The sequence below is a fragment of the bacterium genome (assembly GCA_035703895.1).
Lineage (GTDB): Bacteria > Sysuimicrobiota > Sysuimicrobiia > Sysuimicrobiales > Segetimicrobiaceae > Segetimicrobium.
The window spans coordinates 1-20,270 of sequence record DASSXJ010000030.1 but is presented as its reverse complement, the minus strand read 5'-3'; the positions used below and the strand labels follow the sequence as shown (position 1 = coordinate 20,270).

Here is a 20,270-nt window from a genome sequence, read left to right as displayed (position 1 = left end):
CATGCCGTCAGCGACCAAGCTGAACCTGCTGCCCTACCTGCAAGCCTGGAACGGCACCCGATTGGATCTGCGGCTGCTGGTCGTTCCGCGCGGCAGCCCGCTCGACCCACTGATCGATGGACTGACGCCGCCCGCGCCGTCGTTTGCCACCGCGAAGCTCGTCTTCGACGTGCGGCTGGTCCAGGGACTCGCGGGGATGGCCACGACCGGGTCGCCCTCCGCCGGCGTCGTCGTGACGCCCGCGCCGACGCCGCACGCCGAAGCCTTGTTCAAAGAATTAGCGAAGCAGTTTCCGATCGACCCGACGCCGCCCGCGCCGAACCCGCGCCCCGCTGGAACGCAGATCCGAAAATATGTGCCGCCGACGTACCGACAGGCCATCGACTTTTCCGCCGGGCGGACACGCCACGTCGTGACCGACGACACGTATTTCTGCGCCATCAACACGCCGCCATCCAAGCCGCCCTATAAGACACTCGTGCCGCCCGACAAGCTGCCCTGGGGCAAGGTCATCGCGATGGCGCTGCGGCAGCCCGTGCTCGCGGAGGCGTTGGGGTTGATTCGTCCGCTGCAGGTCGCACCGCCCAGCGCGGACTTCTTCAAGGAAGGCGGTTGGGTCTACGTAACGCTTGCGCCGGCGGGCGATGCGCACGCGCTGACCACGATGCCGGACGCGCTGAAGCTGTACTCGGCGCGCGTGCCGCCGCTTGATGCGGCGCGGCCGCTCTTCACGCCGGTGCTCTTCCCGGTCGCCGCCGTGCCGCTTCCCGGGCCCTACGACGAGCTGTTTCAGGAAGTGATCGATTACGACGACGGGTTCGCCAAGGCCGTGCACGCCGCGCAACCACAACGCCTGCATCCGTTGACCGAGACCGACGACGGCAGCCGCCCGGTCAACGACGTGGGGATTCGCCTGGGCTGGGATGACGAGCAGGTGACGATCTGGTTGAACCGCCAGATCGATCCCGGCAGCGCGGCACTCGACGCGCCGATGGGCGTGTTGGGCTACCGCGTGGATGCGCGCGAGGCGGGGGAGGCCCGGTGGCACTCGCTATGCCGCGCCCGGGGGCCGGTGAAGGTGCGCGCGATGGCAGTCGGGGATTTCGACGGCGAGCTCGGGTTCGAGACGATTCCCACACAGCTCGACGGCGAAACAACCGGGGACTATTGGTTACCGGTGTATTACTCGAGCTGGACCGGACCGGCGCTCGTGACCGTGGACGCGCTCACGCTGCGTCTGGGCGGCGCGCCCGATCCGACCGATCCCGGCCGCGTCCAAGGCGTCACGCCGGGTGTGCCGCTGCGCTACGGCAAGACCTACGAGTTTCGCGCGAGGCTGATGGATCACACCGGTGGCGGTCCGGCGGGGACGGCGGTCCCGGACGGCCCGGCGCCGCAGCCCATCGCCGCACTGCCCTTCCGCCGCTGGGTCAAGCCACGCGCCGCGAGCGTGGTCGACCCGCCGCCCGCGGTTCCCGACCTGGCCAATCCGCCCACACAGATCAGCGTGCGCCGTCCGCTGCTCGGCCACCCGGCGTACATCTTCACCGGCGCCCCGAACGCAGAGGCCGACCTGCTCGCCGACCTGGCGAACGCGAAGCAGCGCGACGTGGCCCTGCCCGACCCCGATGTCGCGCGCCTGCGGATCGCGGTGCAGGTCGAAGCGTTGGGGCTGGATGCAAAGCCGGGCGGAGGCACAGACGCCGGGTATCACGCGATCTACGAAACGACGCGCGACTATCCCGCGAACCCGGCCGATCCACTGGTGCTGGCGTTGGATTGGCAGGATGTGAAACATGCGGACAGCCTCGCCCCGGGGGCCGCGACCGGATCCCTGGCCGTGCCGACCGCGCGCAACGTGCGCCTGGTCTTCAGCCCGATCGCCAGGGATGATCCACAACTGAGATATTTCGGCGCGGACGACGTGCGGTTCGGGCCGCCGGTGTTTGTGAACCTACGTCACCGGTCATCCGACGAGCGCGGCCTCTTCCTGCCCGATGCCCCCGCGCAGCTCATCAAGGGCATCTTCCTCCTGCCCGACCCGCAAGTGGACGCGAACGTCGCGCTCGCGCAGAGGATCGCTGGCAAGGATCTCGCGGCTCCGGCGAACGCGATTGGGCGGCTGGCAGAGACGCTTGGGCTGATGGTGGATACTCTCACGTTGCTGGGCAAACCGGGGCGCCGCGTCGTGTTTGGATGCTCGTCGACGGTGCGCCATGTCCTCGCCCCCGACGGGTCGAGCATCACCTTTGCCTCGAAGAGCGATGTGATCCGGCATTGGATTGTTGCCATTCGCCTCACATTGGACCGCGATTGGACATGGGACGGCCTCGCGCCCCAGGGCATTGCGGTCGCGCGGGGTGGCGCTGGCGAGGTCGGACGCATCGAGCCACGGCGATCCGTGAACGAGGACGCGCTGAATCATCCAGAGCGCACGCAGACCGACCTTGTCTATTTCGACGCGATCGATCCGAAGCCCGCGCCCGGCCAGTTCCCTCGCGAGCTCGACCTCTCGTACACGCTCACCCCGAACTTCGCCTCCCCGCCGGCGCAGTCCGACGCGCCGCTCACACTGTCGTTACATCTGCCCATCACGACGCCGCCGAGCCACATCCCCCGCCTCGTCTCCGCGGGCATCGCGCTCTCGCCGTACGTGCGCAGCACGGACTATTCGCGCACGGAGCCGCGACGGCGGGTGCTGTGGCTCGAATTCGACCGGCCGGCGGACAACCCGGACGACGCGTACTTTGCGCGCGTGCTGCGGTACGCGCCGGACCCGCTGCTGCTCCGCGGCGCACCAGTGGGTCCGGAAGCCGCCGAGCCGCCCCTGCCGGTTGACCCCGAACCCATCCGCGTCATCGTGCCCGGGCAGTCGGATGATCGCGCCGGAATCGACGCGATGCAGAAGCTCATCCCATCCGACTCGCCGCGACATTTCATGGTGCCATTGCCGGCGGGCGTTGCGGAGGACTCACCGGAGCGGTTCGGGTTCTTTACGTATGAGCTGCGCGTTGGTCACGTCCGTGGGTGGTCCACCGCGCAGGGACGCTTCGGCACGGCGCTGCGCGTGACGGGGGTGCAGCATCCGGCGGCGACGCTCAACTGCACCGTCGCCCGCAACAGCACCGGCATTATGGTCAGCGCTCCATTCGCCGATCCGGTGTTGGATGGACGCTCGCTGCGGCAGACGCCGCCCGAGACGGACATCTGGGTCCTGCTCTACGCGCAGGTGGTGCAGGCCGACGGCGCCGATCACCGGAACGTGCTGTTAGGCCACAAGCTGGCTCCGCCGCGCTTCACGCGCGACGGGCCTTTCGGCGCATTCGTCGGGGGCTTCCAAGCGGAGCACGCGGCGTTTGGCGTGGCGACATGGTCGAACGATGAGGTCGCATTCATCCTGGAAGCGCTCACGCTCGGCCGCGATGCGCCGCTGAGCTGCCTGGCCGTCGAGACGCTGCCGGGCGGCGCCCGGCTACCCGATCCATTGGGGGCAGACCTCGGGCATCAGCGGCTGTTGCGGAGCTCGCCGTTGGTGCCTGTCCCGGCAATCTGTGATTAGCACCCGGCCTCGCCACCAGGATCAAAGCCGATGTCGTGCTCTACGGGAACATTCGAGGCAATCGCGGGGCACTGGTCTTCGCGCCCCACGACGTGCGATGTTGGTCCCTGCTCTTAGCCCCAACACAATCGCGCGATGGCCGCACGCACCGCTGGTCCGCTCGTCAAAAAGCTCGTCGAGTATCTGGCGGCGACGGATCCGACTCGTTTGGCCGCATGCCGGCGCGAGTTCGAAGCGATCGTGGCCGACTACTTCGAAGACAACTCAGTTCGACAGGATTACCTGCTCAAGCGTGCAACCAAGATCTGATCGCAAAGTTCCAGGACTCCGAACGACTCGCTTTACACGAATTCCCGCAGCAAATGTCTCCACACTTTGCCTAGATTTTGCGCTGTTAGCGGTCAGTCCGAGCGCGGAGGAAGACCGCTTGTTTCGTACATGCGTGGATTTCCGTTCCTTCACTTCCTTCCGAAGATGAGCAGTCCGGCGATACGCATAATTGCGATCAGCCTTGCGGGAGGGCGACATATTGCGACAACGTTTCCACCAAATCACGGCACTTGCGGTGACCACTGTGCTGGTGGCGCTGGCCGTGCCCGCGCCTGCTGGCGCGCAGCGCGTCGTCAACGGGTGCAAGATCCAGCCCCAGACCATCTGCACAAATGCCCGTTTGTCCAACGCGAACTTGAGCGGTGTCGTCTTGTCTGGCGCAAACCTGACCGGGGCCAACCTATCCTATGCTAACCTGCGGGGAGCCAAGCTCTCGCGCGCCAAGCTAACCGGGGCCAACTTGTCCTATGCCAACTTGTCCTACGCTGACTTGGCCGAAGCCAACCTCCAGCGAGCCGTCCTCGCGAGAGTCAATCTGACCGGCGCCAACTTGTCCTACGCCAACCTGTTGGCAGCCTTCCTGCAGGGCGACCCGTCTCATCCGATCGTGATCGGGTCCGTCTGGAACGGGGCGAACCTTACCGGAGCAACTTGGATCAATGGCCATAAATGCGCGAAGGGATCGATCGGAGGATGCAAATGATCCAGGCGACGGCGGACGCCGTCTTTCTTCACCGCCAGCCATAGGGTCTTCGCGGCGCCGCACTGAAGCGTACAAGCGGTGAAGCCCCAGAGACCCTCGAAATTCACGCACCGATCAAATCCATATCATGGAGGCGAGTTGCGATGCGTCTGCCGTTGCCGATCCTGTGTTGCTTGGCCGCGTTGGTTACGGGATTCATCCTGGGGCAGGCTCGCTCTGTATCTTTGGCCGCGACCCAGCAGCGCTACCAGGTCTTGTACGCGACGGAAATCTTCCACAACTCGATAGAACAGTGCCTGAATCCAAGCCACGCCGACGGCTGGGCAATGGGCGGAATGTGTCGAGGGGTCCTGGCGAGGTCTTTGAACAACCAGCTGGACCCTCACAGGGGCTTCGGCCGCTTGGTGTCCATTTATCACGCGGCTGGAAACGACGTGTTCATTTTCCTGAAATGAGGAGGCTTGAAACCTCCTACCAGCGGCACCGGTCCAATTGGTGTAAGCCGGGCCATGCCGAGTCGTCCCGCCGGGGTTGGTGACCGAATATCTCCTCAACGAGCACGCTGGAGCTGTCGCGCATGATACGGGGGGGGATCCTGGTGCCCTCATACAGGCCGCGTGGGTGAGCGACCCTAGCCGGACCCGTGAGCCGTGATGATTGGCTTGGATTCTCTATGGTGCTTTCCGGCCGATGGGTGCGCTAACATCGGAAGCAATGAGGAGGTCGCCATGTGGCACCAACCTGACAACGGGTTCTCTTGATCGGGCAGGCTGCCTTGCCGGAGCTATAACAGTTCTAACGCTTGGCGGGAGCAGGACGCGCAGGGAAAGTGGGGTCGACTGAGAGAGGAATCCTGCTTCCCCAGCCATCTACCCCGCTGCACCTGACTGCACGATGTTGAGCTCAGCCTTCATTTCCACGTGACCGGTGTCAGGCGTGGGTCGCTTATCCGGCGTCCAGGTCAGCTTGCCACTGCTTGGCCAGCGCTTGGATCGCGGCGTGCGCGCTCGTCTGCTTGGCCCACACCGGGTCCATCGTCTTCGCAGTGAAGCCGTCACCGGTGTATATCGTGAAGTCGGGGCCGGCGCTCACCGGGATCTCGCCGATCACCGCGTTGGGCATCCCGTCGATGAACGCGCCGCGTACCTTCCAGTCATAGCCGCCAGTCTTGTAGTCCGAGCGGGCGAGAATCGACTTCCGCACCGCCGCGCCCCGCCCCTTAGTCGTCCAGAGGAAACTGTTGTCCGACAGCCACTTCAACGCCTGGATTGTGGCGTCCATCCGAGTCTTGTCCTTCTGCACATACATCTCCATCCCGCCGAGCTCGAAATAGGTCGAGCGGTCCGTGCCGACCTGCGGCATTGGGAAGGAGATGAAGTTGAGGCCGCCTTGGACGTAGCCGTTGAGGGTCCAGGGTCCAGTCAGGAACATCGAGCCTTGGCCGGTGCCAAACGCTTTGTAGCGGTCAGTCACGTCGCGCGTCGAGACCTTGTGCTTGTCGTACAGGTCGAGTACCCACTGCGCCGCCCGCTCGCCCGCCTCCGGGTTCACCGCGGCATGCTTCAGATCCGCGCCCGCACGCCGGAACCCCATCTGATGCGCCACGATTCCCCACGTCACGGTCGTCTGAACCCCGGAGCCGGTCATCATGAAGCCGGAGCGCGTGACCTTGTCGCCCTGGCGCTGGGTCATCTTGTCGGCCCACGCGATCAGTTCGTCCCCCGTCTGCGGCGGCTTCGTTGGATCGAGCCCGGCCGCCTTGGCGTGGTCAACGTTCAGGAGCACCTGCAGGCTCATCGCGTCCATCGGAATCATGCACAGTTTCCCGCCGTATCGTGATGCGGCGAGGGACTGCTCGGTGAAGTCGCCCAGGTTGAACCCGGCCTTTTTGAACAGATCGTCAAGGGGCAGGACCACGCCCTTCTTGACCCAGTCGGCCTTGAGGCCGGCGGTGCCCCACCCAAAGTCCGGGGCGTTCCCCGTGGCAGCCGATGACAGCACCTTCGTGCCGATCTGGTCGGGCGGCACGACTTCCATCCGGATCTGGAGGCCCTTGTCTTTGTGCGCCGCGTTGAAGTTGTCGATCATCTGCTTCCAGACCTCGCCGTCGGACGCGGTGAGCCGGTTCCAATGCACCAGTTCCAGGTCCTTGCCGATGACCGCTGGAACGCCGAAGACCCTCGTGGCGGCGACCGCCCCGGCGACACCACCGATCACCTTCAGGGCTGTGCGGCGGTTCACACGAGATGCCATCGCGTCTCCCTCCTTAGCCGTCCTGAACTGGTTCCATATTGTCTACGTTCCCAGCCTGTTTCACCCCTTCACGCCCCTCCACGCACAAACGCCTGCGCCTTTGGGCTGAGGCGCGAGCCTCGGCTCTCGCTACCCGTCGATACGTAGCGCCCGCGAAAACCATTCAAGAGACAGTTGGATGCGCTCGAACAGGCGGCTCCCATGTGTCCCGTTGTGCTCGACGGCCTCGTGCGCAATGCCGGCCGCGGCCATCGCCCCGCTCAGGATACGGTGACCGTAGTGGAGATCATACTCATCGCGATAGCCGACGTCCAGACGAATGCCGCGCAGCCGGCGCAGTTCTTCGGTTCGAGACCGCCACGAGACGACGGGATCGTAGCTGAGCCAGCGATCCCACAACCCTTGGATGATCTGCCCGCTCGGGAACTCAATTGGCAGGTCGACGAAGAACGGTGGCTTGGTGACATTCGGCGAATAGCACGAGGCCAGCCCGTAGGCGAACCACGAATCGAGGTTCCCGTTGATCGGCCCGTTCGGCGCCTCGGGATACACCGCGTTGTAGAAGCGGTACAACCAAGGTTTGTGCGTGAAGTCAAAATACGAATCGGCGGAGAGCAGAAGCATCGCGCCGAAAACGCCGGGATTGCGGGAGCCGAGGTGCCACGCACCGAGCCCTCCGGACGAGATACCGAAGACGCCGCGACTGTCGCGTTCCGGTATCGTTCGATAGCGGCGATCCACATACGCCACGACATCCTCGGTAACGTAACGCTCGAAGTTTCCGTTTACTGGAGAGTCCACCCACTGGCTGCATCCCCACCGGCTCCAACCATCCGGCATCGCCACGATCATCTCGGCCGCTCCGCGCTTTGTGATCGCCTCGCCAATCACGTCCTCGATGGACGGCCGAAAGCTGCCGCGCTCTACGAGCGGGCCGGCGATCCAGCTGGTCGCGCGCCGGCCGAAGCCGTGAAGAAGATAGGCCACCGGGTAGCGGCGGCGCGACGCACCGTACCCCGGGGGGAGATAAACGACGATGTCTCGCCGGCTGGGATCGCCGACCAGATTCCCGGCCAGGTGCTGGCTATCGATCTGTGTAACTTCGACCGCCATGCTTGCCTCCTTCCGTTAAGAGACCATCGGTTGGAGCGTCAAAACACAACCTCACGTCCCGCTCCGCACTCCAGCCGGACGGTGCAGTCTACATGCGTAGGCAAACTTCTAACGCCGCGTCATGGGGACGGGCGTCTGGAGCCCATCATTAATGCGATTGGTCCAGTTGGCGGTGGCGACGGTCATCGCCAGTTCGATGATCTGGGCTTCTGTAAAGAGTGCGCCCAGTGCGTCGAGGTCGCTCTGGTCGACATTCCCAGGATAGCTTGTCAGCAGGTCGGTAAACCGCAAAATGGCCCGCTCCTCGGTGCTGAAGACGTCCTGTCGGCGTTTCCCGCCCGGCTCCTTCAATGCGGCGATCTGATCGTCTGTCAACCCGCGCCGCTTCCCCGAAGCGGTGTGGGACCGTGTTCAATACTCGCATCCGTTGACGATGGAGGTCCGCAGATACGCGAGGTCCTTCAACTTGGGCGACAGCGCGCCGTCCGCCCAAATCGCGCCGTCCAGCTGATTAAAAGCGCGAAGCACGTCAGGCATGTGGGCCAATACTTTGAAGAAGTTGGACACCGTGCCAAGGCGTTTCTCAATGCCCTCATAGATCCTCCGCACAACGTCTGGTGCCTCATCTTTCTCCACCAAGGAGATGTGCATCTCAAGACCCCCCTCTCGTTGATTTCTTTAGTCACAGCCGGAATTTCCACCTGCGATTGATGCGAAAATGAACGTCTAAGTCGAAGAGGCACGAGATTCCCCTGGCAGAGGGTACTCCCGCATCCCCATTTTGATCTGCGGTTACCGCAAGGCAGCGCTTCGGCGGGTGGTGGTGACCGGTAACAGCGCTTGCTAGCTCGCCGACGATCCGCGTCGACGGCCGCGACTTCGAGCCGGACGCGGACGAACAGACGGGTACCGCGGACGCGCGCTACAATGGCTGGAACAGTTCAATGACATTCCCTGACGGATCCTCGCAGAGGATCTGCTGGCCCCCGGGTCCTCTGACGATCTCATTCCTGAATGTGATGCCCTGTTGCCGCAGGCGCGCGACCACCGACGGCAAATCATCGACCAACATGACGAACCGGTTCCACCCCCCGGGTTCGGGGCGACGACCGTCCGGCATCGGTCTGGCGGCCGACGCGCTCGGACCTGCCAGCCACAATGCGAGGTCATCACGCGAGAGGATCGCCATGTTGGGTCCGAACTGCTGCTTTAGGGCAAAGCCCAGGTGCTGCGTATAGAAGGCCACTGCTGCATCGACATCGTCGACCATGTACCTGACAGAGGCCATCGTTGTCCCTCCCCCGCGCCGGATCGCCGCTAAACGTCGCCCTCGGTGGGCGCCGCGCAACCGAGGCTAGCCTATGCCCGCGTACCTTCGATAGTGAGCAGATGTTGGGCCTGTCTCGGCTCCTAGTTGGGACGGGGGACAGGCTGGAAGTCGATCTCGCTCAAATCCCGCATGGCCTTGCGCCAAAGCTTTTCGAATCCGTCTGTCAGGCTGCCGGCCAGATCGCGGTCGCGCACCAGCAGCGACGCGAACCGACCTTCGGGAACAAAGGGATGGTCGAGGGGTAACACAACGGTCTCCTCGTCGACGACATGAAACGGATGGCCGAGCTCTCCGGAATAGCGAACTCCGGTGATGTGTCGAATCTCGGCCCTATGGCGTCGAAGGAACTCGACGAGGAGCGGGGCGGTCTGATAGGAGAATCCGAAGACGACACGGTGTGCAATCTTGCGTTCCCCCGCGTTTCGAGCGATACGCCGCAGGAGGGGGAACCCCGACGTGACGGCCTTGTCGATCGCGGCGAGATCACCGCGTTCCATGTAGGAGAGGATCCGCGTGGTCGCCGTCGCCAAGTGCACGAGATGCCGCCGCACGTGACTTTCCATGCCGAGCGCCAAGTCGACGAAGGTTTGTCGACCACGCAGCCTTTCGGGTAGGGCCGCCAGCATCCGCCGGAGCTCCTGGGTGCCCCGGGCAAACCGCTCGGCCCGCTCCCGGGCGATGTCCACCATGCGATCGACGACCGTATCGGCGGGCAACGCGGCGTACTGCTTCGGTCGGGTCGGCTGCCTCTGCACGAGGCCGAGTTCAGCCAGTTTCTCCATCGCCCGGTAGATCTTCGAGGACGGAATGTCCCCTTCTCGGCAGAGAGTGGCCGCGTCCGAGACCCCGAGACTCATCAGCGCGACAAGGGCGCTGCGCTCGTCGCGTGAGAGGCTGATCTCCGCCAGAATCTCCAGCTCCGGCAATCGCATCATCTAGATTTCTACTACAAAAAGTAGTTGAAATGCAATCCCCCTCGAGATTACGATTTGGCCGTAGACACATTACGAATAAGGAGGCTAAGAGATGGGCAAGGCAACTGCCAAGACGGTTATGCCGATCATCGCGGTCGACTCGGTCGATGAGCTTCTTGGATTCTACACGGAAAAGCTTGGCTTCAGACGCATGATGGGTGTCGTCGGGAAGGACGGACAGTACGATTTCATTGTGTTTGAGCTTGGAGGGGCGAGCATCATGTTCACGCGCGCACGGGAGCGGATGGACGGCACGCGGCCGTCAGCCGGCAAGCGCCCTGTGGAGCTGTACCTCGAGGTGGAAGACGTGAATGCCTATCATGACCAGCTCAAGCAGCGCGGCCTCACGATCACGAGTCCCCTGACGACGCAATGGTGGGGCGATCGTACCTTCACGATTACGGACCCGTACGGATACCAGATCTGGTTCCATCAACACGTGGCCGAGCCGAAGCCACCCCAGGGTACGAAGCTCGTGTGACATGTCGATTTTGTCGCCCGGTGTTCGTCGTATGGGTGAAGTGCCGGAGTGACCGGGCAAAGGAGGGCGTCAATGAAAAACATACTGGAGAACCGCAACGTTGTCTCGCATGATGACTGGATCGAGGCCCGCCGACAGTTCTTGGCCAAGGAAAAGGCATTCACGCGATTGCGGGATCAGTTGAGCCAGCAGCGGCGGGATCTGCCGTGGGAGCGCGTCGACAGGGAATACGTATTCGACGGGCCGAACGGCCAGGAAAGCCTCTCGGAGCTGTTTGCCGGAAAAAGCCAGTTGATCGTCTACCATTTCATGTTCGGCCCAGACTGGGAGGCGGGGTGCCCGAGCTGCTCCCACTTCGCCGACAACTTCAACGGCATGATCGTCCACCTGAACCAGCGCGATGTGGCGTTCGTCGTCATGTCGCGCGCGCCCTCCAGCAAGCTCGAGGCCTACAAGAAGCGGATGGGGTGGAGCTTCAAATGGGTCTCGTCATCGGCGAATGACTTCAACCGGGATTACCATGTGTCATATACGCCTGAGGAGGTGGCGAAAGGGGAGGCCCATTACAACTACACCATGCAAAAACTCTGGGATACGGAAATGCCCGGGGCCAGCGTGTTCTACAAGGACCCAAGCGGCGAAGTATTCCACACGTATTCGACCTACGGGCGCGGCCTCGATATGTTGATGCTCACGTATCACTACCTCGACCTGGTTCCCAAAGGTCGCGATGAGGCTGGTCAGACACCTCACCCTCAGGCCTGGGTACGCCGCCACGACGAATATGTCAAGAAATCGTGACCACTCAGGTCGCCCGAATCCGCGGACCCGCCGGCGTGGGCGGGGTCAGTGCGGTGCGCATCAGCCGTACGTTACGCGCTGCTCGTTCGTGTGGGTTGGCTGCGGCTGCCGGCCAGTCCCCTTCGGAGGATGTCACGAAGCAACCGTTGGTCCTCCCGACTCAGCACGGTGATCCATGGCGTGGCCTCGTGCAACCGGGCCATCATTTTCGCATGTAAACGCGCACCCGGCGGGGTCATCTTCAGGAGCTTGACCCGACGATCCTGAGACGGCGCGCGCTTCACCAGGCCTCGCGCTTCCAGCTTATCCACGATGCCGGTGATGTTCGCCGCGTCGCATGAAAGCGCATCCGAGAGCGCGCTCATCGGGATCCCCTCTTCGGGAACGAGGTATCGAAGCGCCGCCAGCTGCTGAAGTGTGAGGCCCAGCTCCTTCGCGACCGCCTGCATCACCGTTTTCTGGGACATCAGGACGTCGAAGAGCACCTCCGCGGCTTGCCGTGCCTCAGCGGGCAGCCTCTGCGGCTCAGGCGCAGCCGCGGGACGCGGCCGATCCTGCGCTCCTCGACGGTATCGGTCCATGCGTGCATTCTAGCACCGAAAGCCGTCAGTCGGCAACATTTTAGGTTGACAACCTTAACTATCATATGTTGTAATCTACGTCGCGGCACTGCCCATACACGCTAGGCGGCATGGGCGCGGCGGGGGCGATAGGGGTTGGACGGAGGGCCCCCGCCCATAACCGCCGCGGGATAGACGGTCCCCGCAACAGGAAAAATGTCCGCCGCCGTGCCGTCCGAACATCTTGACACCAGCAGCACCGGAGCGCCGATTGGACCGATGAGTTTCGATCTGATTCGCGGTCTGTATCCGTGGAGGCGTTCGGACATGGAGCGACATGCAAAAAAATTTTGTAGTGCGGGGTCGAAATCCCCTTTCCCCGTTCGACATGACAGTGAACGAACAACTCGATGCCCTGTTCGCAATGGCTAATCCGACGGAGACACTGCCGCACGGTGGCGGGGAACGGAGAGCATGGTGGACGGACTAAGCGAAAGAGCGATGAAAGCCTGGGTGCTAGCGCTGACCTCCGTCGCCTCGTTCATGGCTGCGCTCGATGCGCTGGTTGTCGCGACCGCGTTGACCAGGATCCGGTTGGGCCTCGGTGCCTCGATCGAGGCATTGCAGTGGACGGTGAACGCGTACAACCTGAGCTTCGCGGTGCTGCTGCTGACGGGCGCGGCCCTGGGCGACCGCTTTGGGCGGCGGCGCGTGTTCGTCGCCGGCCTGGGGTTGTTCACGGCGGCGTCGGCGGCATGCGCGCTCGCGCCCACCATCGGCTGGTTGATCGCCGCGCGCGCCGTGCAGGGAGCCGGCGCGGCGATGGTGATGCCGCTCGCGATGGCGCTGCTGAGCGTGGCGTTCCCGCGGGAGGAGCGGGGGAAGGCTCTTGGGTTTTTTAGTAGCGTGACGGGGCTGGCCCTCGTCAGCGGTCCGGTGGTGGGCGGCGCCATCGCCCAGGGCATCGCCTGGCAGTGGATCTTCTGGCTCAACGTCCCGATCGGCGTGGTCACCATTCCGCTCGTGCTGAGTCGCATCCGTGAGAGCATGGGACCAGGCGCGGCTCTCGACATCCCCGGCATCGCGCTCGTGTCGGGCGCTGCCCTCGGGATGGTGTGGGGGCTGATGCGCGGGAACCACGCCGGCTGGGGCAGCCTCGAGGTCGTTGCGGCGTTGGTGGCCGGGGTGCTGCTGGCCGTCGCCTTCGTCGCTTGGGAGTTGCGCGCCCGCGAGCCGATGATGCCGATGCGGCTCTTCCGCTCCCGCGCCTTCTCATCGGGCAACGCGGTGAGCTTCCTGCTCTTTGGGTCGATCCAGGGCACCTTGTTCTTTCTGTCGCAGTTCCTGCAGACCGCGCAGGGCCACGGACCGCTCGGCGCCGGCCTGCGACTGCTCCCCTGGACCGCCTGTCTGTTTGTGGTCGCACCGATTGCCGGCGCCCTCGTCAACCGGATCGGCGAGCGGCCACTTATCGTTATCGGGCTCCTCCTGCAAGCCGTCGGGATGGCTTGGCTTGGGCGGATCGCCGCGCCCGACCTCGCCTACACCACGCTCGTCGCGCCGCTGATCGTCGCCGGCACCGGTGGCTCGTTGGTCATCCCCGCCGCTCAGAACGCCGTCTTGAACTCGGTCGCTGCCACCGAGATCGGCAAGGCGTCCGGCACCTTCAACATGCTGCGCTTACTCGGCGCGGTATTCGGGATCGCGATGCTCGCTTCGGTGTTCTCTCGGACCGGAAGTTTCGGCTCCCCCCAGGCGTTCAGCGCCGGGTTCGTCCCGGCGATCGGCGTCTCCGCCGCCTTGTCCCTTTTGGGAGCCATCGCCGGGATGTGGCAGCCCGCCCGGCGGACAGTGGCGTTCGTGTACGCAAAGGCAAAGGCCTGAGACACGCTGACGAGCCACCCTAACAGAAAGGAGGAGCGACAATGCCTAGGATACTCGCAGGTCTGGTGGTCGGAGTTGCCATGCTCTTCCCCACGGCGGCGACGTTTGCCGACGAAGGGAATTGGGACGCGCGCGTTTCCTCCACGCTGGTCGTGGACCAATCCGCACCGACCGACGTGGGCACGGTTGTCGGCGACGGCCCGTCCGTCGGGCAATTCCATGCCGACCAAGAGCACGCGGACAGGTAGGTAGCCTCGCCGCCCGCTGCCGGCCGTCCACCTCATCGGTGGCGGCGGGCAGCGGGCGAGACGCGACGGAGGCGATACGGATCCCCGCTTCAATGTCGTTGATGCCTAAGCTGAGCACGGGTTGAGGCTAAAGGAGAGATTCATGCGAGTCAACCTCATGATCACAATGCGGCGGTGGGCACCTTGGCTTGGCCTGCTGGCGCTGTCGGGTGTCCTCGCCGGCTGCGCGTCGTCGCGAGCACCGGGGCAAAACCCGGCGGTCGCGGCCCCGCCGCCGCCCCGGACCGTCGTCACAGAAGCGATCTCGAGGACGGTGCCCATCTACAGCGAGGCGGTGGCGCAGATGGTGGCGGTGCAGACGGTCGGCCTGCGCGCCCAGGTTGCCGGCACCCTCGAGCAAGTGCTCTTCAAGCAAGGCTCAGAGGTGCGGCGGGGGCAGCTGCTCTTCATCATCGACCAGCGGCCGTTCATCGCGGCCCTCCAATCCTCCCGCGCGCAGCTGGCCACCGCCCAAGCCAATCTAAAACAGGCGCTCCAGCAAGTGCAGCTGCGTCAGGCGCAGGCGCAGCTCGCAGCCCTCAAGGCGATCCACGTCAACACGCAGCAGCAGGCGAGGCGGGACCAATATCTCGTCGCGCAACAGGCGCTGGCGCAGCAGCAGCTGGACAACGATGCGGCGCAGGAGCAGGCGGCCGCCGCCAATGTGGCGGCGCAGGAGGCCGTGGTGCAGAACACGGCGCTCGCGCAGCAGGTGGGGATCGAGCAGGCGCGCGCGGGGGTCGAACAGGCCCAGGCCGCCGTGACCCAGGCACAGCTCAACTTAACGTACACGACGATTCGGGCGCCCATCGACGGCATCGTTGGCCTGCTCAACGTCGACGAGGGCAACCTGGTCTCGGTCAACATGCAGCTCGCCACGATGTCCTCCGTTGATCCGATCCTCGCGCAGTTCCGGTTCAGCGAGCCGACGTTTCTGGACCTCACGAAAAGGACGGCGAGCGAGGCGGCGCGATCCGGCGTGAGCCCCCTTAGCGTGCCGTCGTTCCGGCTGGTGATGACGGATCACACCATCTATCAGCACCTCGGCACGTTCCGCACCCTGGATCGCGCGGTGGATCCGCAAACCGGCACGATCATCGTTCAGGTGCTGTTCCCCAACAACGACCGCCTGTTGCGGGCCGGGATGTACGCTCAGGTCCGCGCGAAGCTCGAAGACCGCCCGAACACCGTTCTTGTTCCTCAGGCGGCCGTGCAGGAAGTACAGGGCGCAAAGACGGTGTTCGTAGTCGGCACGAACAACACGGTGTCGGTGCGCACGATCACCGACGGCGGAGTCTATGGGCCGTTTTTCATCGTTCTCCGAGGACTCCAGACCGGGGAACGCGTGATCGTGGAAGGCCTGCAGAAGGTGCGGCCCGGCGCCGTGGTCAGACCGACGGTGCAGCCGGCCCCGCCGCTGCCGTCCGGCGCATCGGCGCCCTCGGGCACCGGCGGGGACCGCGGGGCCGGCCGGACGGACGTGCGCAGGGAGGTCTCGCGGTGCTGAGCCAGTTCTTTATCCACCGGCCGAATTTCGCGATCGCGATCTCGCTCTTGATCATCCTTGTGGGCGCACTGTCGTACGGCATCTTGCCCCGAGAGCAGTACCCGAATATCAGCCCCCCGACGGTCACCGTCTCCACCACCTACGTCGGCGCGAGCGCACAGGTCGTGGCCCAGAACGTCGCCGTGCCGATCGAGGAGGCCGTGAACGGCGTTCCGGACGCGCTGTACATGCAGTCGCAGAGCACGTCGAGCGGCCAGTACGTCCTGACCGTTACCTTCCGGCTGGGAACCAATCCGGACATCGATGCCGTGGCCGTGCAGAACCGCGTCAGCCAGGCCGCGGGGAACCTCCCGGGGGCCGTCAACACCTTTGGGATCACGGTAAGAAAAGCATCAGTCCTTGTCCCATTCATGGTCGTTGCGCTCTACTCCCCGCAGGACAGCTACGACTCCACATTCCTCACCAATTATGGACTGATCCATGTGATCGACCCGCTGCTGCGCGTGTCGGGGGTCGGCGACAACCGGATCTTCCCGCAGCAGAGCTATGCGATCCGCGCGTGGCTCCGCACGAACACCCTGGCTGCGCTCGGCCTCACCGCGGGCGACATCGTCTCGGCGATCCAGTCCCAGAACATCGTCTCGCCCGTCGGGACGCTTGGCCAGCCGCCCAAGAGCTCGAGCACGCAGTTCCAGTACACGGTCAACGCGAACGGCCAGCTCTCCGACCCGAGCGAATTCAACAAGATCGTGGTGCGGACGCTGCCGGACGGCAACGTCGTGCGGCTGCAGGACGTGGCTCAAACGGAGCTGGGCGCCCAGGAGTACGGCACGTACGGCGGCCAGAACAACCATCCCGCCGCCATCATCCTCCTGTTCCAGAGCCCAGGGTCCAACGCGCTCAACGCATCGCAAGGGGTCCGGGCGACCCTCGACGGCCTCGTCAAAACTTTCCCCCCCGGCCTGACCTACGACATCGTGTACGACAGCACGCTGTTCATCAGCGCTGCGCTTACTGATGTGAACCGCGCACTCGGCCTGGCGTTCCTCCTTGTGCTGCTCGTGGTGTTCGTATTCCTCGGCAAGGCGCGGGCCACGCTGATCCCGATGCTCGCGATCCCCGTGTCCCTCATCGGGACCTTCGCGGTGTTCGGTGCGCTCGGCTTCACGATCAATATCATGACCATGTTCGCTTTGGTGCTGGCGATCGGCCTCGTCGTCGACGATGCCATTGTCGTCGTCGAGGCCGTGGAGCGTCACATCGAAGACGGCCTCGGTCCGGTGGCGGCCGCGGAACAGGCGATGCGCCAGGTGTCGGGGCCGGTGATCGCGATCGCCTTGGTCCTGGCCGCCGTGTTCGTTCCGACGGCCTTCATCGGTGGCATCAGCGGCCAGCTTTACCGGCAGTTCGCGCTGACCCTCGCCACGTCGGTTCTGCTCTCCGCGCTGGTCGCGCTCACGCTCACCCCGGCGCTGTGCGCCGTGCTGCTGCGTCCGCGGGGCGAGCGGCAAGGGTTTGTGGGCGGGCTGCTCGCCGGCTTCGACCGCGGGTTCTCTCGCGCGACGGCGGCCTACATCCGCGGGCTCCGGCGCTGCCTCCGGGCGCGCTGGCTGATGCTCGGCGCCCTCGCCGTGATTGCAGTGCTTGCAGCGAAGCTGCTGAGCCTGATCCCCTCGACGTTCGTCCCGCTTGAGGATCAAGGGTTCTTCGTCGCCGCCTTTCGCCTGCCGGATGGGGCGTCGCAGGACCGGGCGCAGGCGGTCGGCCGCAAGGCCACGCAGTTCCTCCTCACAATTCCCGGAGTGCGGGGGGTGACGACGGCCGGCGGGTACGACGTGCTGACATCGTCCGTGAACTCGAACACGTTCGCTTTGTTCGTGGAGCTACAGCCGTGGGAGCAGCGTCGGTCAAGGGAGACGCAGTTCTTCTCGATTCTGAGACGGGCGAACATCGAGCTCTCGGGCTACCCGGAGGCGATCGCGTTCGCGTTCCCGCTGCCACCGCTTCCCGGGGTAGGGGCCGTGAACGGCTTTCAATTTATCCTAGAGGACCGCAACGGCACCGGCCAGGCCGACACCCTGGGCAAGGTCGCGCAAGCGGTCATCGATGCCGCCGGCCGGCACCCCGAGGTTACGGCCCTTTCCACCGGGTTCCGGACCACGGTTCCGCAGTTCAACGTCGACGTGAACCGGGACAAGGCGGGGATGCTCGGTGTCCACGTGGACGGGATCTTCCAGGGCCTCTCCGCCTTTCTGGGGGGCCTCCAAATCAATAACGTGAACCTCTTCGGCCGCGTCTACAAAGTAATGGTGCAGGCCGAGCCGGAATATCGGATGACGCCAGACAGCATCGGCCAGATTTACGTCCGGAACGCGGCCGGCGGGATGGTGCCGCTCAGCACGCTCGCCACCGTGACGTCTGGGACCGGTCCGGTGTTCATCGCCCGCTACAATGGATACTACGCCGCCGAGATCGATGGGCAGGCACCCTTCGGCGCGAGCTCCTCCAAAGCGATCGAAGCGATGCAGGCGGTGGCGCGGACGGCGCTGCCGGCGGGCTACGGGTATGAGTGGACCGGATTGGCGCTCCAGGAGAAAGAGGCGGCCGGCGCGCAGGCGCTGATCTTTGCGCTCGCCCTCGTGCTGGTGTTTCTACTGCTGGTCGCGCTCTACGAGAGCTGGCGAATCCCCTTCAGCGTGCTGTTGGGCGTGCCGGTCGCGGCGTTCGGATCGCTGCTCGCAGTGATGCTGCGGGGCATGCTGCTTCGGGATGTGCTGAACGACGTCTACGTGCAGATCGGCCTGGTTACACTGGTTGGCCTCGCTGCGAAGAATGCGATCCTGATCGTGGAGTTTGCGAAGGACAAGCACGAAAAGGAGGGGCTGCCGGTGATCGAAGCTGCGATCGCCGGGGCTGAGCTCCGGCTCCGACCGATCCTCATGACGTCGTTGGCCTTTATCTTCGGGGCGCTGCCGCTCGTCTTCGCGACGGGCGCCGGGGCGAACGCCCGCCATTCGCTCGGCACGGGCGTCGTCGGCGGGATGACCGTGGCCACGAGCCTCGGGATCTTTTTCATCCCTGTCTTGTATGTGCTCGTGGCCGGCGGTGGTCGCCCCCAGCGGACTCCCAATCGCTCGGACGATTCAGGCCTCGACGCGGCCGCGCCGGCGCTTGCCGAGCCCGTGCCGCCGTCGCCGTCACTCGCGGAAGCGGGGCGCGAGCGGAGATAGTTGGATGGCTAACCGATGGCTTGCGCTCATCGTCGCACTCATCCTGGTCGTCGGGCCGCAGTTGGCTCCGGCGGGGGCGCAACAGCCCCCGGGGACGCCCGCGCCGGCCCCCGGCGCGCCGGCGGCGCCGCCGCCCCCGCTGGTGATCCCGCCGGTGCCGGCGGTGCCGGTGACGCCGCCGCGGGCATTGTCGCTGGCGGACGCGGTGACAACGGCGCTGCAGAACAGCTACCAGGTGCAGCAGGCGGCGCTGGCGGTGACGATCCAGCGGGCGACGCTGCGGCAGGCAGAGGCGCAAAAGGCGGTGACGCTGGGCCTCAACGCGAGCTTCACGCAAAACTCGGTGTCCAGCAGCGGCACCCCACTGTCGGGCACGATCTCGATCCCCGGGGCGGGGATCCTGAACCAGCCGTTCACGACGGCGGGGCAGCAGCCGGGTCCCCTGGCGTCATGGGTGTTCGGGCTGGCCCTGAAGTATCCGCTGTACACGGGCAACGCGCTGGAGGACCAGATCGCGATCGCGCAGGCGAACCTGGTGGCCTCCCAGGCCCAGTTCGCCGCGACGGCGGAGCAGGTGGTGTTCACGGTGCGGCAGGCGTACTCCCTGGTGCAGGCGTCGCAGGCCAACGTGGACGCGGCGCAGCGGGCGGTGGATGCGTCGCAGGAGAACGTGCGGGTGACGCAGGCGCAGGTGCAGGTGGGGACGTCGCCCCAGTTCAACCTGCTACAGGCGCAGGTGCAGCTGGCCACGTCCCAACAGTCCCTGACCACCGCCCGCACGGGATTGTCCACGGCCCACCAGAACCTCGCGGCGGCGTTGGTGCTGCCGCTTGCGACCACGTTCGAGCGGGTGCCCACGCCCCCGCTGCCCGACGTCCCCCAGGACGTCGGGGCCCTGATTCAGCAGGCGCTGCAGAACCGGCCGGAGATCGCGCAGGCGCTGGCGAGCGAGCGGGCGGCGCAGGCGGCGATCGACCTGGCGGCCGCGGGGCTCAGGCCGAACATCACCGTGAGCGCCGGTCCCCAGGTGCTGACGAGTGACCCGACCAACAAGGATATCGTCAACTTCGCCGGGACCGTGGCGTTGACGCTGGCGATCCTGGACGGGGGCCTGACACAGGCGAAGATCGACGCGGCGCGCGCGCAGCTGCAGGCGGCGCAGGTGACGGAGGCCCAGGTGCGCCAGCAGGTGGAGCTCGACGTGCGGAACGCGTATCTGGCGTTGGGGAACGCGGCGGAGAGCCTGCGCTCGGCCGTG

Annotated in this window: 18 protein-coding genes; 11 read left to right on the top strand and 7 right to left on the bottom strand. The window is 65.1% G+C overall.

Features of this window, described 5'->3' with window-relative positions:
* Window position 1: 1 nt before the first annotated feature.
* The 4 genes from VFP86_02210 to VFP86_02195 all read left to right on the top strand — a co-directional run bounded on the left by VFP86_02210 (window position 2) and on the right by VFP86_02195 (window position 5,047).
* Window positions 2–3,559: a hypothetical protein gene (locus VFP86_02210; protein HET8998438.1), complete on the top strand. Its 3,558-nt coding sequence runs from the start codon at window positions 2–4 to the stop codon at window positions 3,557–3,559.
* A 135-nt stretch (window positions 3,560–3,694) separates the two neighbouring features.
* A complete protein-coding gene (locus VFP86_02205; GenBank protein HET8998437.1) occupies window positions 3,695–3,868 on the top strand; it encodes a hypothetical protein in 174 nt (57 codons plus the stop codon).
* A 220-nt stretch (window positions 3,869–4,088) separates the two neighbouring features.
* On the top strand, window positions 4,089–4,592 hold the full coding sequence (locus VFP86_02200) for a pentapeptide repeat-containing protein (GenBank protein HET8998436.1): 504 nt from the start codon (window positions 4,089–4,091) through the stop codon (window positions 4,590–4,592).
* 143 nt (window positions 4,593–4,735) lie between these two features.
* A complete protein-coding gene (locus VFP86_02195) occupies window positions 4,736–5,047 on the top strand; it encodes a hypothetical protein (protein HET8998435.1) in 312 nt (103 codons plus the stop codon).
* A 490-nt stretch (window positions 5,048–5,537) separates the two neighbouring features.
* Here the strand turns inward: VFP86_02195 and VFP86_02190 are convergent, their stop codons facing one another.
* The 6 genes from VFP86_02190 to VFP86_02165 form a co-directional block, all read right to left on the bottom strand.
* Window positions 5,538–6,845 (bottom strand): extracellular solute-binding protein, encoded by a 1,308-nt coding sequence (locus VFP86_02190; GenBank protein HET8998434.1) that lies wholly within the window; start codon window positions 6,843–6,845, stop codon window positions 5,538–5,540.
* Window positions 6,846–6,974: 129 nt separating this feature from the next.
* Entirely contained in the window at window positions 6,975–7,958 is a 984-nt protein-coding gene (locus VFP86_02185) for an alpha/beta hydrolase-fold protein (GenBank protein ID HET8998433.1), read from the bottom strand.
* 108 nt (window positions 7,959–8,066) lie between these two features.
* Window positions 8,067–8,333 carry a hypothetical protein gene (locus tag VFP86_02180; GenBank protein HET8998432.1) on the bottom strand — a complete coding sequence of 89 codons (267 nt, stop codon included), beginning with the start codon at window positions 8,331–8,333 and terminating at the stop codon, window positions 8,067–8,069.
* A 36-nt stretch (window positions 8,334–8,369) separates the two neighbouring features.
* Window positions 8,370–8,609 (bottom strand): carboxymuconolactone decarboxylase family protein, encoded by a 240-nt coding sequence (locus tag VFP86_02175; GenBank protein ID HET8998431.1) that lies wholly within the window; start codon window positions 8,607–8,609, stop codon window positions 8,370–8,372.
* A gap of 271 nt (window positions 8,610–8,880) precedes the next feature.
* Window positions 8,881–9,246, bottom strand: coding sequence for a VOC family protein (locus tag VFP86_02170; protein HET8998430.1), 366 nt, complete (start codon window positions 9,244–9,246; stop codon window positions 8,881–8,883).
* Between the two features lie 122 nt (window positions 9,247–9,368).
* On the bottom strand, window positions 9,369–10,223 hold the full coding sequence (locus VFP86_02165; protein HET8998429.1) for a helix-turn-helix domain-containing protein: 855 nt from the start codon (window positions 10,221–10,223) through the stop codon (window positions 9,369–9,371).
* Window positions 10,224–10,314: 91 nt separating this feature from the next.
* Here VFP86_02165 and VFP86_02160 point away from each other — a divergent pair, with 91 nt between their 5' ends.
* Both VFP86_02160 and VFP86_02155 read left to right on the top strand, forming a co-directional pair.
* Window positions 10,315–10,743 carry a VOC family protein gene (locus VFP86_02160; protein HET8998428.1) on the top strand — a complete coding sequence of 143 codons (429 nt, stop codon included), beginning with the start codon at window positions 10,315–10,317 and terminating at the stop codon, window positions 10,741–10,743.
* Window positions 10,744–10,791: 48 nt separating this feature from the next.
* Window positions 10,792–11,544 carry a thioredoxin family protein gene (locus VFP86_02155; GenBank protein HET8998427.1) on the top strand — a complete coding sequence of 251 codons (753 nt, stop codon included), beginning with the start codon at window positions 10,792–10,794 and terminating at the stop codon, window positions 11,542–11,544.
* Window positions 11,545–11,615: 71 nt separating this feature from the next.
* On the opposite strand, the gene VFP86_02150 is transcribed toward VFP86_02155, so the two are convergent.
* Entirely contained in the window at window positions 11,616–12,125 is a 510-nt protein-coding gene (locus VFP86_02150; protein HET8998426.1) for a MarR family transcriptional regulator, read from the bottom strand.
* A gap of 480 nt (window positions 12,126–12,605) precedes the next feature.
* Here VFP86_02150 and VFP86_02145 point away from each other — a divergent pair, with 480 nt between their 5' ends.
* The 5 genes from VFP86_02145 to VFP86_02125 all read left to right on the top strand — a co-directional run.
* Window positions 12,606–13,988, top strand: coding sequence for a DHA2 family efflux MFS transporter permease subunit (locus tag VFP86_02145; protein HET8998425.1), 1,383 nt, complete (start codon window positions 12,606–12,608; stop codon window positions 13,986–13,988).
* A gap of 41 nt (window positions 13,989–14,029) precedes the next feature.
* Window positions 14,030–14,236 (top strand): hypothetical protein, encoded by a 207-nt coding sequence (locus VFP86_02140; protein ID HET8998424.1) that lies wholly within the window; start codon window positions 14,030–14,032, stop codon window positions 14,234–14,236.
* A gap of 142 nt (window positions 14,237–14,378) precedes the next feature.
* Window positions 14,379–15,782, top strand: a complete 1,404-nt coding sequence (locus tag VFP86_02135; protein ID HET8998423.1) for an efflux RND transporter periplasmic adaptor subunit — start codon at window positions 14,379–14,381, stop codon at window positions 15,780–15,782.
* On the top strand, window positions 15,776–19,012 hold the full coding sequence (locus tag VFP86_02130) for an efflux RND transporter permease subunit (GenBank protein ID HET8998422.1): 3,237 nt from the start codon (window positions 15,776–15,778) through the stop codon (window positions 19,010–19,012). The genes VFP86_02135 and VFP86_02130 overlap by 7 nt, the downstream gene beginning before the upstream one ends.
* 4 nt (window positions 19,013–19,016) lie before the next feature.
* The coding region (locus VFP86_02125) for a TolC family protein (GenBank protein ID HET8998421.1) at window positions 19,017–20,270 on the top strand (1,254 nt) is incomplete at its 3' end.